Raw genomic sequence first — 11,821 nt, 5'->3', positions numbered from 1 at the left:
GAACACGTGATGACCGATCATCAGCACTGGATGGGCTGGGGCGACGAGGCCCCACCACCACCGGCCGACCTGCACCCGGAGATCCCGCACCCGGCCCGGATGTACGACTACTACCTGGGCGGCAAGGACAACTTCCCGGCCGACCGGGCCGCCGCCGAGAAGGTGCTGGCGCTCGGTCCGCTGGTGCGGATCAGCGCCCGCGCCAACCGGGCCTTCCTTAGGCGCGCGGTACGGGAGTTGGCGCTGCTGGGGGTGCGGCGCTTCATCGACGTCGGGACGGGGATACCGACGGACGGCAACACCCACGAGATCGCCCAGCAGGTGGACCCGCTCGCCCAGGTCGCCTACCTCGACAACGACCCGATCGTGCTCACCCACGGCCGTGCGCTGCTCGCCGGCCCGGCCCGCCGCACCACCGCGGTGCGCCACGCGGACCTGCGCGACCCGGCGGCGATCCTGGCCGACCCGGTGATCGCCCGGCTGCTGGAGCCGGGCGAGCCGGTGGCGCTGCTGCTGCTCGCGGTGCTGCACTTCCTCGACGACGCGGACGCCCCGCACGCGGTCGTCCGCCGACTGGTCGAGGCCCTGCCGGCGGGCAGCTTCCTGGCGCTCTCGCACGCCACCGGCGACTTCGCCCCGGAGCCGGCCCGCGGCAGGGGCTCGGCGATCTACCGCAGCACGGCCGCCCCGCTGACACTGCGGGAGCGGGACCGGGTGGCCCGCTTCTTCGACGGGCTGGAGCTGTTGCCGCCCGGGCTGGTCACCGTCGCCCAGTGGCGCCCGGACCAGCCGCCCGCCGACACCGACGCGCGCACCGCCTTCTGGGCGGGCGTCGCGCGCAAGCCCGGCTGACCTCGGCCAGGGGGCGCAGGGCTGGGGGTCGGAAGCCGGGAGTTGCTCCAGTCGGCCCCCAGCGTGCTCGGTCACGCTCGTGGTCGACCCCCTTCCCCGTGCCTGGAGGCCGGCATGACCGCCCCGACCGAGCTCAAGCCGATCGGCTACTACGTCAAGCTCCTCGACGACCTGCTCGACGGCCACTTCGACGAGGTCCTGGTCCGCTTCGACCGCCGCCTCACCCGGCGCCACTGGCAGGTGCTGCACACCCTCGCCACCAGCGGCCCGAACGACGAGGCCACGCTCAGCGGCAAGCTGCTCCCGTTCTGGGGCGAGGGCGCGATCCGGCTGGCCGAGGTCACCGGCGACCTGGCCGACCTCGGCTGGGTCGCGGGCAGCTACGCCCTGACCCCGGCGGGCGACACGGCACACACCCAGGTCGAACACGCCATCCTCGAAGCCCGGGTCGCCCTGATGTCGGGCATCACACCGGAGGAGTACACGGCCACCACCGCCACCCTGGCCCGCATGTGCGCCAACCTGGAGGCCCAGCAGGCGAACCCGGCGGCCTGACGTCAGCCGAACGCAGCACGGTGGCGGTCTTCGCCGACCGCTACGGCAACTGCTGGGACCTCATTCAGCCGGCGGCGCGGGCCGGGTCAACTGCTCCCACGCGGCCTTGACCTGCTGCGCCAGCTCCGCCCGTGAGCCGTTGTTCTCCACCACCAGGTCGGCGACCGCGAGGCGCTCGTCCCGGCTCGCCTGGGCGGCCATCCGGGCGCGGGCCTCGGACTCGGCCATCCCGCGCAGCCGGACCAGCCGGTCCAGGCGCACCGCCTCGCTCGCGTCGACCACGATCACCTGGTCGAAGAGCCCGGCCAGGCCGTTCTCGGCGAGCAGCGGCACGTCGTGCACCACGACCGCCTCGGGTGCGGCGGCGGCCTCCAGCTCGGCCGAGCGGGCCCGGACCAGCGGGTGGACGATGGCGTTCAGCGCGGCCAGCCGCGCCTGGTCGCCGAAGACGATCGCGCCCAGTGCGGGCCGGTCCAGTGCGCCGTCGGCGCCCAGCACGCCGGGGCCGAACTCCTCGACCACCGCGGCCAGTCCCGGGGTGCCGGGGGCCACCACCTCACGGGCGATCAGATCGGAGTCGATCAGCACGGCACCGTAGGAGACCAGCAGGTCCGCGACCGCGCTCTTGCCCGCCCCGATGCCACCGGTGAGTCCGATCTTCCGCATGGCGGCAGACTACACAGCGTCCAGCAGCACGCTCTCGCCGGGCTGCAGGAAGGCGTAGGGCGCACCGGTGCCGGGGCCGTGCTCCTCGCCCAGCCAGCGCGCGCCGATCTGCCGCCCGATCTCGCTGAGCACCGCGTCGTGGATGCCGAGCACCCGGGCCGGCCTGACCTCCCGCACGTAGTCGACCAGTTCGCCGATCTTGTTCCACGGGCCGGCCAGCGGCAGCAGCAGGGTGTCCACCGGGTGCTCCGGCACGGTGAGCGCGTCGCCGGGGTGGAAGAGCCGGCCGCCGGCCAGCCGGAAACCGATGTTCTTCACCGCCGGCGCATCGCGGTGGATCTCCGCGTGCCACTCGCCGTGCACCGAGACGTCGATCCCGCCGACGTCGAACGCATCGCCGTCGCCGACCACGGTGACCGCGGCGCCCAGGCCGGTCAACTGCTCGGCGACCGCGCCGTTGGTCCAGATCCGCAGGCCCGGGTTGGCCGCCAGCGCGGCGCGCACCTGCTCCTCGGTGAAGTGGTCGAAGTGCTCGTGGGTGATCAGCAGCGCGTCGGCGCCGGCGACCGCCTCGGGCTCGGTGAACAGCCCCGGGTCGATGACCAGCGTGGTGTCGTGGTGCTCGATCCGTACGCAGGCGTGCCCGTACTTGGTCAGTTCGAGAGGACTCATGAGGCAGACCATACAGCAGAGCTGTACAGTTGGCCTGTGAATATCAGTCACCCTCAGGACCCCACCGCCGAGGCCCCCGCGCCCGCCACCCTCCAGCTCGCCGCCGACCTGCGGGCCGCCCTGGGCGACCTGGTCCGGCAGGTGCGGCACGCCGAGTCGGCCCTGCCGCAGAGCCAGGCCGGCGCCCTCGGCTGGCTGGTCCGCGAGGGCCCGCACACCACCGCCGAGCTCGCCGACCGCCAGCGGGTGCGCCACCAGTCGATGGCCCGCACCGTCACGCTGCTGCTCCAGGCCGGCCTGATCCGCCAGGAGCCCCACCCCACCGACGGGCGCAAGCTGGTGCTCACCGCCACCGAGGCCGGCCGGGCCACCCTCCACGAGCAGCGCCGACGCCGCGAGGTGCACCTGGCCACCGCGATCGAGCGGGAGCTGACCGACCCGGAGCAGGCCACCCTGCGCGCGGCGGTCGAGCTGCTGCGCCGGATCGGCTGACCCCGGCCGCCGACCCCACTACCTTTGCCGCGGCTCGCGCGTTAGCAGGGCGCACCCGTCCCCCCAGCCCTAAGGACCTCGCGTGATCTCCCTGCGCAACTCGCTCCTGGTCGCCGCCGCCCTGTGCGGCCTGATCCTCACCGGCGCCGGCGCGGCCTCCGCCTGCGGCGTCACGGCCGACCTCGGCGCCGCCACCAACTCCGGCTTCGGCAACAACTGCTCACTCGGCGACTAGGGTCCCTCTTACGGAGCTCGCCCGGCCCTCAGACCCCTGACAGCCCGCCCTCAGACCCGCGCGGCCGACGGCTCCGGGCTGCGCGGCCCGGGCACCGAGGCGCCGGCCGCCACCTCCAGCGGCGGCAGCGCCACGTGCTCGCGCAGCCCGAACCGGGCGTACAGCTTGCGCAGCGGCTTGGGCGCCCACCAGTTGAACTCGCCGAACAGCGACATCATGGCCGGCACCAGCAGGCAGCGGACCAGGGTGGCGTCCACCGCCACGGCCACCGCCAGCGCGATGCCCATCTCCTTGACCATCAGCATCTGTCCGGCCGCGAACCCGGCGAAGACGATCACCATCAGCAGCGCCGCCGAGGTGATGATCCGACCGCTGCGCTGCAGGCCGAGCTGGACGGCTTGTTTGCAGCCGTAGCCCTGGTCGCGCAGCTCCTTGATCCGGGCCAGCAGGAAGACCTCGTAGTCCATCGAGAGGCCGAAGGCGAAGGCGAAGACCAGCACCGGGATGAAGGTCTCCAGCCCACCGGTCGGGGTGAAGCCGAGTAGCCCGCTGAACCAGCCGTGCTGGAAGACCATGGTGAGCGCGCCGAGCGAACAGCCCAGCGAGAGCAGGTTCATCAGCAGCGCCTTGACCGGCATCACCAGCGAGCCGGTCATCAGGAAGAGCAGCACCAGGGTGCCGGCCGCGACCAGCCCCAGCGCCCACGGCCCGCGGTCGGCCAGCTCGTGCTGGAAGTCCACCACACCGGCGGCGTCCCCGGTGACGTAGGTGGTCAGCCCGCCGCGGTCGGCCCGCAGCTCGTCCACCACCTGCTTGGCCTGCGCGCCCTGCGGGTCGCCGTGCACCAGCACCTCGACGGTGCTCAGGTCCGGCCCGGCCGGCTGCACCGCGCGCACCCCGGCCACGCCCGGCAGCTTGGCCACCACGTCGGCTGCGTACTGCCGGGCGGCCTGCGCGCCGTCCTGCTCGCTGCCCTGCACCACCACGGTCACCGGCGCCGGTGCCAGCTGCGGGAAGCGGGCGTCGACGGTGTCCGAGACCTGCCGCCCGGCCGAGCTGGTGGGCAGCACGGCGGCGCCGGTGGAGCGCATGTCGGCGCTCAGGAAGGGCGCGCCGGCGGCCATCAGCAGGGCCACACAGACCAGTGCCACCGGCACCGCGCGCCGCTGCACCCGGCGCACGGTGCGGGCGAAGAAGCCCTCGTCCGGCTCGGCGTGCTTGGGCGGCTTGATCCGGTGCCCGGCGAACCCGAGCAGCGCGGGCACCAGGGTGAGCGCGGCCAGCACGGCGATCACCACCACGCTGACCCCGGCGGCGGCCACCGCCCGGAAGACCGGGCTGGTGAAGACGAACAGGCCGCTGAGCGCGACCGCCACGGTCAGGCCGGAGAAGGCCACCGTGCGCCCGGCGGTCGCGGCGGTCCGCTCCACCGCCACGGCCGGCTCGGCACCGGCGCCCTTCTCCTCGCGGAACCGGTTGACCATCAGCAACGCGTAGTCGATGGAGAGCCCGAGGCCCAGCACGGTGGCGATCGGCAGCACCGTGGTGTCGATGTCCATGATCTGGCTGAAGCCGAACATCGCCAGCAGCGCCCCGCCGACCGAGGCGACCGCACCGATCACCGGCAGGCTGGCCGCGGCGAGCCCGCCGAAGACCAGCACCATGACGACCAGGGTCAACGGCAGCGTGACGATCTCGCCGAACCGGGTGTCGGAGGCGGTCTGCGCCTTGACCTCGTGCTGCAGCACCAGGTCGCCGCCGACCGTGACGTGGGTGCCGGGCGGCTGCATCGCGGTCAGCGCCTGGCTGACCGCCTGCTGCTGCGCGGTGCTGGAGTCGGCGGCCATCCGCACGGTGACCAGGCTCGCCGAGCCGTCGGTGCTGCGCAGCGCCTGCTGCCCGCTCTGGTAGGCGTCGGAGACCGAGAGCACACCGGGCAGCTTGGCCAGGTCGGCGGCGGCCGCGGTGACCGCGTCGCGCACCTGCGGGCTGTCCACCGGCTTGCCGTCGACCACCGCGGTCACGGTCCCGGCGGCCGGGTCGGCGGCGGCGACCAGGTTGCTGCCCCGGACCGACTCGTACCCGCCGGAGGAGGTGTTGGTGACCGAGCCCTCGAAGACCCGGCCGCCGATCAGCACCCCGAGCGCGAGGACGGCCACCCAGAAGGCGAGCACCCAGCGACGGTGGCGGTGGCAGAAGCGACCCAGCGTGGCGAGCTTGCCGGGAGCGGCAGCAGGCGCAGCGGGCGCAGCGTGAAGTCGCATCAAGCGGATTGCCTAGCGTGCGGGGCGGGGGAGCCCGTCGGGCAGTTCATCCCACGCTAGGCGCTCTGTCCTAAAACACCCATAAGATCGCGATGAGCCCCTTATCACATCAAACGGTTGCCATCGACCGAAAACCGGGGAAAAACGACAGTGGGCCCCCACCCGGTCACTCCGGGTGGGGGCCCACTGGGTGTCAGCTGGAGCTCAGCTCAGCTTCGACCACCGCGTGATCAGCTCTGGCCGCCGGCCAGCTTCTCGCGCAGGGCGGCCAGCGCCTCGTCCGAGGCGAGGGCGCCGGCGCCCTCGTCGCTGGAGGAGGAGTAGTTGCCACCGGCAGCGGCGGCAACCGCGTCGCCGGCCTCGGCAGCGGCCTCGGCGTCGGCCTCACGGCTCTTGATGACCTGGGCCTGGTGCTGCTCGAAGCGGGCCTGCGCCTCGGCGTACTGGCGCTCCCACTCCTCACGCTGCTTCTCGTAGCCGGGCAGCCAGTCGTTCGCCTCGGGGTCGAAGCCCTCCGGGTAGATGTAGTTGCCCTGGTCGTCGTACGAGGCGGCCATGCCGTACAGGGTCGGGTCGAACTCGACCGACGCCGGGTCGGCACCGAGGGACTCGTTGGCCTGCTTCAGCGAGAGGCTGATGCGACGACGCTCGAGGTCGATGTCGATGACCTTGACGAAGATCTCGTCGCCGACCTGGACGACCTGCTCCGGGATCTCCACGTGGCGCTCGGCCAGCTCGGAGATGTGGACCAGACCCTCGATGCCCTCGTCCACGCGGACGAACGCACCGAACGGAACCAGCTTGGTGACCTTACCCGGGACGACCTGGCCGATCTGGTGGGTCCGGGCGAACTGCTGCCACGGGTCCTCCTGGGTCGCCTTCAGCGACAGGGAGACGCGCTCGCGGTCCATGTCGACGTCGAGGACCTCGACGGTGACCTCCTGGCCGACCTCGACAACCTCGGACGGGTGGTCGATGTGCTTCCAGGACAGCTCGGAGACGTGCACCAGGCCGTCGACGCCACCCAGGTCCACGAAGGCACCGAAGTTGACGATCGAGGAGACGACGCCGGAGCGCACCTGGCCCTTCTGCAGGGTGGTGAGGAAGGTCTGGCGGACCTCGCTCTGGGTCTGCTCCAGCCAGGCACGGCGGGACAGGACCACGTTGTTGCGGTTCTTGTCCAGCTCGATGATCTTGGCCTCGAGCTCCTTGCCCACGTAGGGCTGCAGGTCGCGGACGCGACGCATCTCGACCAGCGAGGCCGGGAGGAAGCCGCGGAGGCCGATGTCGAGGATGAGACCACCCTTGACGACCTCGATGACGGTACCGGTGACGATGCCGTCCTCTTCCTTGATCTTCTCGATCGTGCCCCAGGCGCGCTCGTACTGCGCGCGCTTCTTGGACAGGATCAGACGACCCTCCTTGTCCTCCTTCTGGAGAACCAGGGCCTCGATGTTGTCACCAACGGAGACAACCTCGTGGGGGTCGACATCGTGCTTGATCGAGAGCTCGCGAGACGGGATGACACCCTCGGTCTTGTAACCGATGTCGAGGAGCACCTCGTCACGGTCGACCTTCACGATGACGCCCTCAACGATGTCGCCATCGTTGAAGTACTTGATGGTCTCGTCGATCGCGGCGAGGAAGGCTTCCGCGTCGCCGATGTCGTTGACCGCAACCTGCGGGGTGGTGCTGACAGAGGTGTCGGTGGGGCTCGTCATTAGGAAAAGGGCTCCGGTACGGACATGAAAGTCGTAGGTAATGCCACGCGGGGGCCCGATTCGCTCCCACCGAAAGCCGGACAGCCAAGAGCACGGCCCATCAACCCGAACAACCGGGATGAGGTCCGTCTTGCGACCGTGGGGTCTTCGACAGATGCGAGCGCGACCTGCTCCGTCCGAGGCGCGCAGGCCCGCAGCGCAACTTGTAGCATACGGGGACAGCCAGGCACGGTCAACGCCGAAGGCGACGCAACCTACCAGGCCGGTATGGATCAGGCCATATCCTCCACCTGCGCACCCCACGCCGACCGGCGTGCGGAGTGGCAACCGTCGGGGCCCGCTCCCCGGATGCCACCGCCTGATCCGCCCCACAGGGGCGTGCCAGACAGCGGCGCTTTCCGCAGCCCCTACCATACGCGAGGCGCATCATGACCGTTGACACCCCCCCTGGCACCCACGGCGCCGATCCGGACGGTGACGAGGACATCGCGCTGCGTCGCCCGGCTCCGGCCGCCGAGAGCTCCCGGGCCAGCCGCCACTGGTGGGACCGCAACGCCGACGAGTACCAGGACGAGCACGGCGCCTTCCTCGGCGACGACCGGTTCACCTGGTGCCCCGAGGGCTTGGACGAGGCCGCCGCCCAGCTGCTCGGCCCGACCGCCGACCTGGCCGGGCGCGACGTGCTGGAGCTCGGCGCCGGCGCCGCCCAGTGCGCGCGCTGGCTGCGCGCCCGGGGCGCCCGCCCGGTGGCGCTGGACATCTCCCACCGCCAGCTCCAGCACTCCCGCCGGATCGACCTGTCCCGCGACGAGCCGCCCGTCGCCCTGGTGCAGGCCGACGCGGCCGTGCTGCCGTTCGCCGACGGCTCCTTCGACCTGGCCTGCTCCGCCTACGGCGCGGTCCCGTTCAGCGCCGACACCGGCCAGCTGATGCGCGAGGTCCACCGGGTGCTGCGGCCCGGCGGGCGCTGGGTCTTCTCGGTCACCCACCCGATCCGCTGGGCCTTCCCCGACGAGCCGGGCGCCGAGGGCCTCACCGCGAGCGCCTCCTACTTCGACCGCACGCCCTACGTCGAGCAGGACGAGAGCGGCCGGGCCAACTACGTCGAGCACCACCGCACCCTGGGCGACCGGGTGCGCGAACTGGTGGCGGCCGGCTTCACCCTGCTCGACCTGGTCGAACCGGAGTGGCCGGCCGAGCTGACCCAGGAGTGGGGCGGCTGGAGCCCGCTGCGCGGGCGGCACATCCCGGGGACGGCGATCTTCGTCAGCCGGCGGGGCTGAATACTGGGGTGGTGCTGCCATCCCCTCGCCCGGCCGACCTCCCGGTCCGCACCGCGCTGCCCGCCCTGCACGCCGCCCTCGACACCACCGGCACCGCGGTGCTGGCCGCCCCGCCCGGCACCGGCAAGACCACCCTGGTGCCGCTGGCACTGGCCCACCTGGTGGGCGAGGGCGCTGCGGGGTCCGCGGGCGCTGCAGGTGCTGCAGGTGCTGCAGGTGCTGCAGGTGCTGCGGACCCCGCCCGCCGGGTGCTGGTCGCCGAGCCGCGCCGGCTCGCCGTGCGGGCCGCCGCCCGCCGGATGGCCTGGCTGCTCGGCGAACCGGTCGGCCGCCGGGTCGGGTACACGGTGCGCGGCGAGCGGGTCGTCGGGCCGGACACCGTGGTCGAGGTGGTCACCACCGGCGTGCTGCTGCAGCGCCTGCAACGGGACCCGGAACTGCCCGGCGTCGACGTGGTGCTGCTGGACGAGTGCCACGAGCGGCACCTGGACGCCGACACCGCGCTCGCCTTCCTGCTCGACGTGCGGGCGGCGCTGCGCCCCGAACTGGGGCTGGTGGTCGCTTCCGCCACCTCGGACACCGAGGCCTGGGCCCGGCTGCTCGACGACGCCCCGGTGGTCGAGGCGCACGGCAGCGCGCACCCCGTCGAGGTCCGCTGGGCGCCGCCGCCGCGCGAGGTGCGCCCGCCGCAGGGCACCCGCACCGACCCGGCGCTGCTGGCCCACGTCGCCGCCGTGGTCCGGCGGGCGCTGGCCGAACAGCACGGGGACCTGCTCTGCTTCCTGCCCGGGGTCGGCGAGATCGCCAGGGTGGCCGGCCTGCTCGGCGGGGTGGACGCCGAGGTGCTGCAGCTGCACGGGCAGGCGCCGGCTGCCGTGCAGGACGCGGCGCTGTCCGCCGCCGACCACCGTCGGGTCATCCTGGCCACCTCGGTCGCCGAGTCCTCGCTGACCGTGCCGGGCGTGCGGATCGTGGTGGACAGCGGCCTGGCTCGCGAACCCCGCACCGACCACGCCCGCGGGCTCGGCCGGCTGGTCACCGTGCGCGCCTCACTGGCCGCCGGGCGGCAGCGGGCCGGCCGCGCCGGGCGCGAGGCGCCGGGCACCGTCTACCGCTGCTGGGCCGAGGTGGCCGACGCCCGGGCGCCGCGCTTCCCCACCCCCGAGATCGCGCTCGCCGACCTCACCGCCTTCGCCCTGCACGCCGCCTGCTGGGGCGACCCGAGCGCCGCCGGCCTGGCTCTGCCCGACCCGCCGCCGGCCGGTGCGCTGGCCGCCGCCCGGCAGTCGCTGGCCGCGCTCGGCGCCGTGGACGCGGACGGCCGGGCCACCGCGCGCGGGCGCCGGCTGGCCCGCACCGGGCTGCACCCGCGGCTGGCCCGCGCCCTGTTGGACGGCGCGTCGCTGGTGGGCGCCCGGCGGGCGGCGGAGGTGGTGGCGCTGCTGTCCGAGGAGCCCCCGCGGGAGCTGGGCGACGACCTGCTGGCGGTGTGGCGCACGGTGCGCTCGGGTTCCGGGGCAGGCGGGTACGGGGCGCGCTGGCGGGAGGAGGTGCGGCGGCTGCAGCGGCAGTCGGCCGGTGCCGACGCGGCGGGAGCGGACCTGCCCGAGGCGGCCGCGGCCGGTCTGGTGGTGGCGCTCGCCCACCCGGAGCGGGTGGCCCGGGCCCGCGGCGGCGCCTTCCTGATGGCCTCCGGCACCGCCGCCGAGGCCGCCCCCGGCTCCCCGCTCGCCGGCGCGACCTGGCTCGCCGTCGCCGTCGCCGACCGACCCGCCGGCGCCCCTTCGGCCCGGATCCGGCGGGCGGTGGTGATCGACGAGTCCACCGCCCGGACCGCGGCCGCCCACCTGCTCACCGAGCGGGCCGAGGTGCGCTGGGCGGTGCCGCCCGGCAGCCGGCGCGGCGACCTGGCCGCACGCCGGAGCACCGCGCTGGGCGCACTGGAGCTGGACTCCGTCGCCCTCGCCGACCCCGATCCGACCCTGGTCCGGGCCGCCCTGCTGGACGGGCTGGCCCGCGAGGGGGTCGGCGAGCTGCTGCGCTGGTCCGAGGCGGCGCGCGCGCTGCGGGCCCGGCTCGCCTTCCTGCACCACGCGCTCGGGGCGCCCTGGCCGGAGGTCGACGACGCGGCGCTGCTGGCCGCGGCCGACCACTGGCTGGAACCCGAACTCTCCCGGGCCCGCCGCCGCGCCGACCTGGAACGCCTGGACGTGGCCGGCGCCCTGCCCCGCCTGCTGCCCTGGGCCACCGGCGAGGCCGGCCGGCTGGACGAGCTGGCCCCCGAGCGGATCACCGTGCCCAGCGGCTCGCGGATCCGGATCGACTACGCCACCGAGCGCCCGGTGCTCGCGGTCAAACTCCAGGAGCTCTTCGGCTGGCCCGCCGCCCCCGCCCTGGCCGGCGGCCGGGTCCCGCTCACCATCCACCTGCTCTCCCCCGCCGGCCGCCCGGCCGCCATCACCGGCGACCTCGCCACCTTCTGGCGCCAGGGCTACCCAGCCGTCCGCGCCGACCTCCGCGGCCGCTACCCCCGCCACCCCTGGCCCGAGGACCCCACCACGGCGGAGCCGACCAGGCGGGCGAACCCCCGCAGGTGAGGGCGCACCCGCGCCGGCCCGGGTGACCCGGAGGTCCCCGAGGTGGCCGGGGTGGGCGCGTCAGCGGTGCCGGCCGGGGCCGGTGGGGGCGGCGGCCGGGCGGGGGCGGGCGAGCACCGCGATGAGCAGGGTGCACAGCACCGCGGCGACGGAGGCCGCGAGGTAGGGCAGGTGGTGCGGGTCGGTCAGCGAGGCGGCGCCGAGCCAGGCGGCGGCAGCGATGGTGAAGAGCATCGGGTGCTGGAGTCCGGCCCGTGCCACGCCCCGGCGGATGGCCAGGGTGGCGCCCAGCGCGTTGAACGAGAGCAGCGCCGGAATGATGATCAGCAGGAACTCCACCCGCCCCGCGCCGAACGCCGTGCCGAACCCCCCGCCGAGCAGCAGGGCGGCGAACACCCCGCCCACCAGCCGGCCGGCCGCCGGCGGGTTCCACCCGCCCGGCTGCGGGACCGGCCGCCCCCGGGCGGGCGTGGCGCGCGCCGTG

11 protein-coding genes are annotated in these 11,821 nt (G+C 74.2%); 6 read left to right on the top strand and 5 right to left on the bottom strand.

Annotated elements, in window-relative coordinates; genetic code table 11:
• The first annotated feature begins 9 nt into the window (after positions 1-9).
• Both ACQRUO_RS20535 and ACQRUO_RS20530 read left to right on the top strand, forming a co-directional pair.
• Positions 10-852, top strand: coding sequence for an SAM-dependent methyltransferase (locus tag ACQRUO_RS20535; protein WP_428317444.1), 843 nt, complete (start codon positions 10-12; stop codon positions 850-852).
• A 114-nt stretch (positions 853-966) separates the two neighbouring features.
• Positions 967-1,407, top strand: coding sequence for a MarR family winged helix-turn-helix transcriptional regulator (locus ACQRUO_RS20530; RefSeq protein WP_428317443.1), 441 nt, complete (start codon positions 967-969; stop codon positions 1,405-1,407).
• A gap of 60 nt (positions 1,408-1,467) precedes the next feature.
• On the opposite strand, the gene coaE is transcribed toward ACQRUO_RS20530, so the two are convergent.
• Positions 1,468-2,073, bottom strand: coding sequence for a dephospho-CoA kinase (gene coaE, locus ACQRUO_RS20525; RefSeq protein ID WP_428317442.1), 606 nt, complete (start codon positions 2,071-2,073; stop codon positions 1,468-1,470).
• Positions 2,074-2,082: 9 nt separating this feature from the next.
• Positions 2,083-2,745, bottom strand: a complete 663-nt coding sequence (locus ACQRUO_RS20520) for an MBL fold metallo-hydrolase (RefSeq protein ID WP_428317441.1) — start codon at positions 2,743-2,745, stop codon at positions 2,083-2,085.
• 36 nt (positions 2,746-2,781) lie between these two features.
• Here ACQRUO_RS20520 and ACQRUO_RS20515 point away from each other — a divergent pair, with 36 nt between their 5' ends.
• Together ACQRUO_RS20515 and ACQRUO_RS20510 are read left to right on the top strand one after the other, a co-directional pair.
• Positions 2,782-3,237: a MarR family winged helix-turn-helix transcriptional regulator gene (locus ACQRUO_RS20515; protein WP_428317440.1), complete on the top strand. Its 456-nt coding sequence runs from the start codon at positions 2,782-2,784 to the stop codon at positions 3,235-3,237.
• Positions 3,238-3,319: 82 nt separating this feature from the next.
• Positions 3,320-3,472 (top strand): hypothetical protein, encoded by a 153-nt coding sequence (locus ACQRUO_RS20510; RefSeq protein WP_428317439.1) that lies wholly within the window; start codon positions 3,320-3,322, stop codon positions 3,470-3,472.
• A 50-nt stretch (positions 3,473-3,522) separates the two neighbouring features.
• On the opposite strand, the gene ACQRUO_RS20505 is transcribed toward ACQRUO_RS20510, so the two are convergent.
• Positions 3,523-5,736, bottom strand: coding sequence for an MMPL family transporter (locus ACQRUO_RS20505; protein WP_428317438.1), 2,214 nt, complete (start codon positions 5,734-5,736; stop codon positions 3,523-3,525).
• 230 nt (positions 5,737-5,966) lie between these two features.
• Entirely contained in the window at positions 5,967-7,457 is a 1,491-nt protein-coding gene (gene rpsA, locus ACQRUO_RS20500; protein WP_428317437.1) for a 30S ribosomal protein S1, read from the bottom strand.
• 428 nt (positions 7,458-7,885) lie between these two features.
• On the opposite strand from rpsA, the gene ACQRUO_RS20495 reads away from it, so the two are divergent.
• Positions 7,886-8,740, top strand: a complete 855-nt coding sequence (locus tag ACQRUO_RS20495) for a class I SAM-dependent methyltransferase (protein ID WP_428317436.1) — start codon at positions 7,886-7,888, stop codon at positions 8,738-8,740.
• 11 nt (positions 8,741-8,751) lie between these two features.
• On the top strand, positions 8,752-11,337 hold the full coding sequence (gene hrpB, locus ACQRUO_RS20490; RefSeq protein WP_428317435.1) for an ATP-dependent helicase HrpB: 2,586 nt from the start codon (positions 8,752-8,754) through the stop codon (positions 11,335-11,337).
• Between the two features lie 60 nt (positions 11,338-11,397).
• Here the strand turns inward: hrpB and ACQRUO_RS20485 are convergent.
• A partial coding sequence (locus ACQRUO_RS20485) for a hypothetical protein (RefSeq protein WP_428317434.1) occupies positions 11,398-11,821 on the bottom strand: 424 nt, incomplete at its 5' end.

This window comes from Kitasatospora sp. LaBMicrA B282, assembly GCF_050325825.1.
In the GTDB taxonomy this organism is placed as follows: domain Bacteria; phylum Actinomycetota; class Actinomycetes; order Streptomycetales; family Streptomycetaceae; genus Kitasatospora.
Note: the sequence above shows the minus strand (reverse complement) of the source record. Positions and strands in the feature narration are given on the sequence as shown.

Bases quoted from the DNA above. Each gene is read 5' to 3' on its own strand.
- ACQRUO_RS20535 (WP_428317444.1), top strand. From the start codon at position 10: ATGACCGATCATCAGCACTGGATGGGCTGGGGCGACGAGGCCCCACCA.
- ACQRUO_RS20530 (WP_428317443.1), top strand. From the start codon at position 967: ATGACCGCCCCGACCGAGCTCAAGCCGATCGGCTACTACGTCAAGCTC.
- coaE (WP_428317442.1), bottom strand. From the start codon at position 2,073: ATGCGGAAGATCGGACTCACCGGTGGCATCGGGGCGGGCAAGAGCGCG.
- ACQRUO_RS20520 (WP_428317441.1), bottom strand. From the start codon at position 2,745: ATGAGTCCTCTCGAACTGACCAAGTACGGGCACGCCTGCGTACGGATC.
- ACQRUO_RS20505 (WP_428317438.1), bottom strand. From the start codon at position 5,736: ATGCGACTTCACGCTGCGCCCGCTGCGCCTGCTGCCGCTCCCGGCAAG.
- rpsA (WP_428317437.1), bottom strand. From the start codon at position 7,457: ATGACGAGCCCCACCGACACCTCTGTCAGCACCACCCCGCAGGTTGCG.
- ACQRUO_RS20495 (WP_428317436.1), top strand. From the start codon at position 7,886: ATGACCGTTGACACCCCCCCTGGCACCCACGGCGCCGATCCGGACGGT.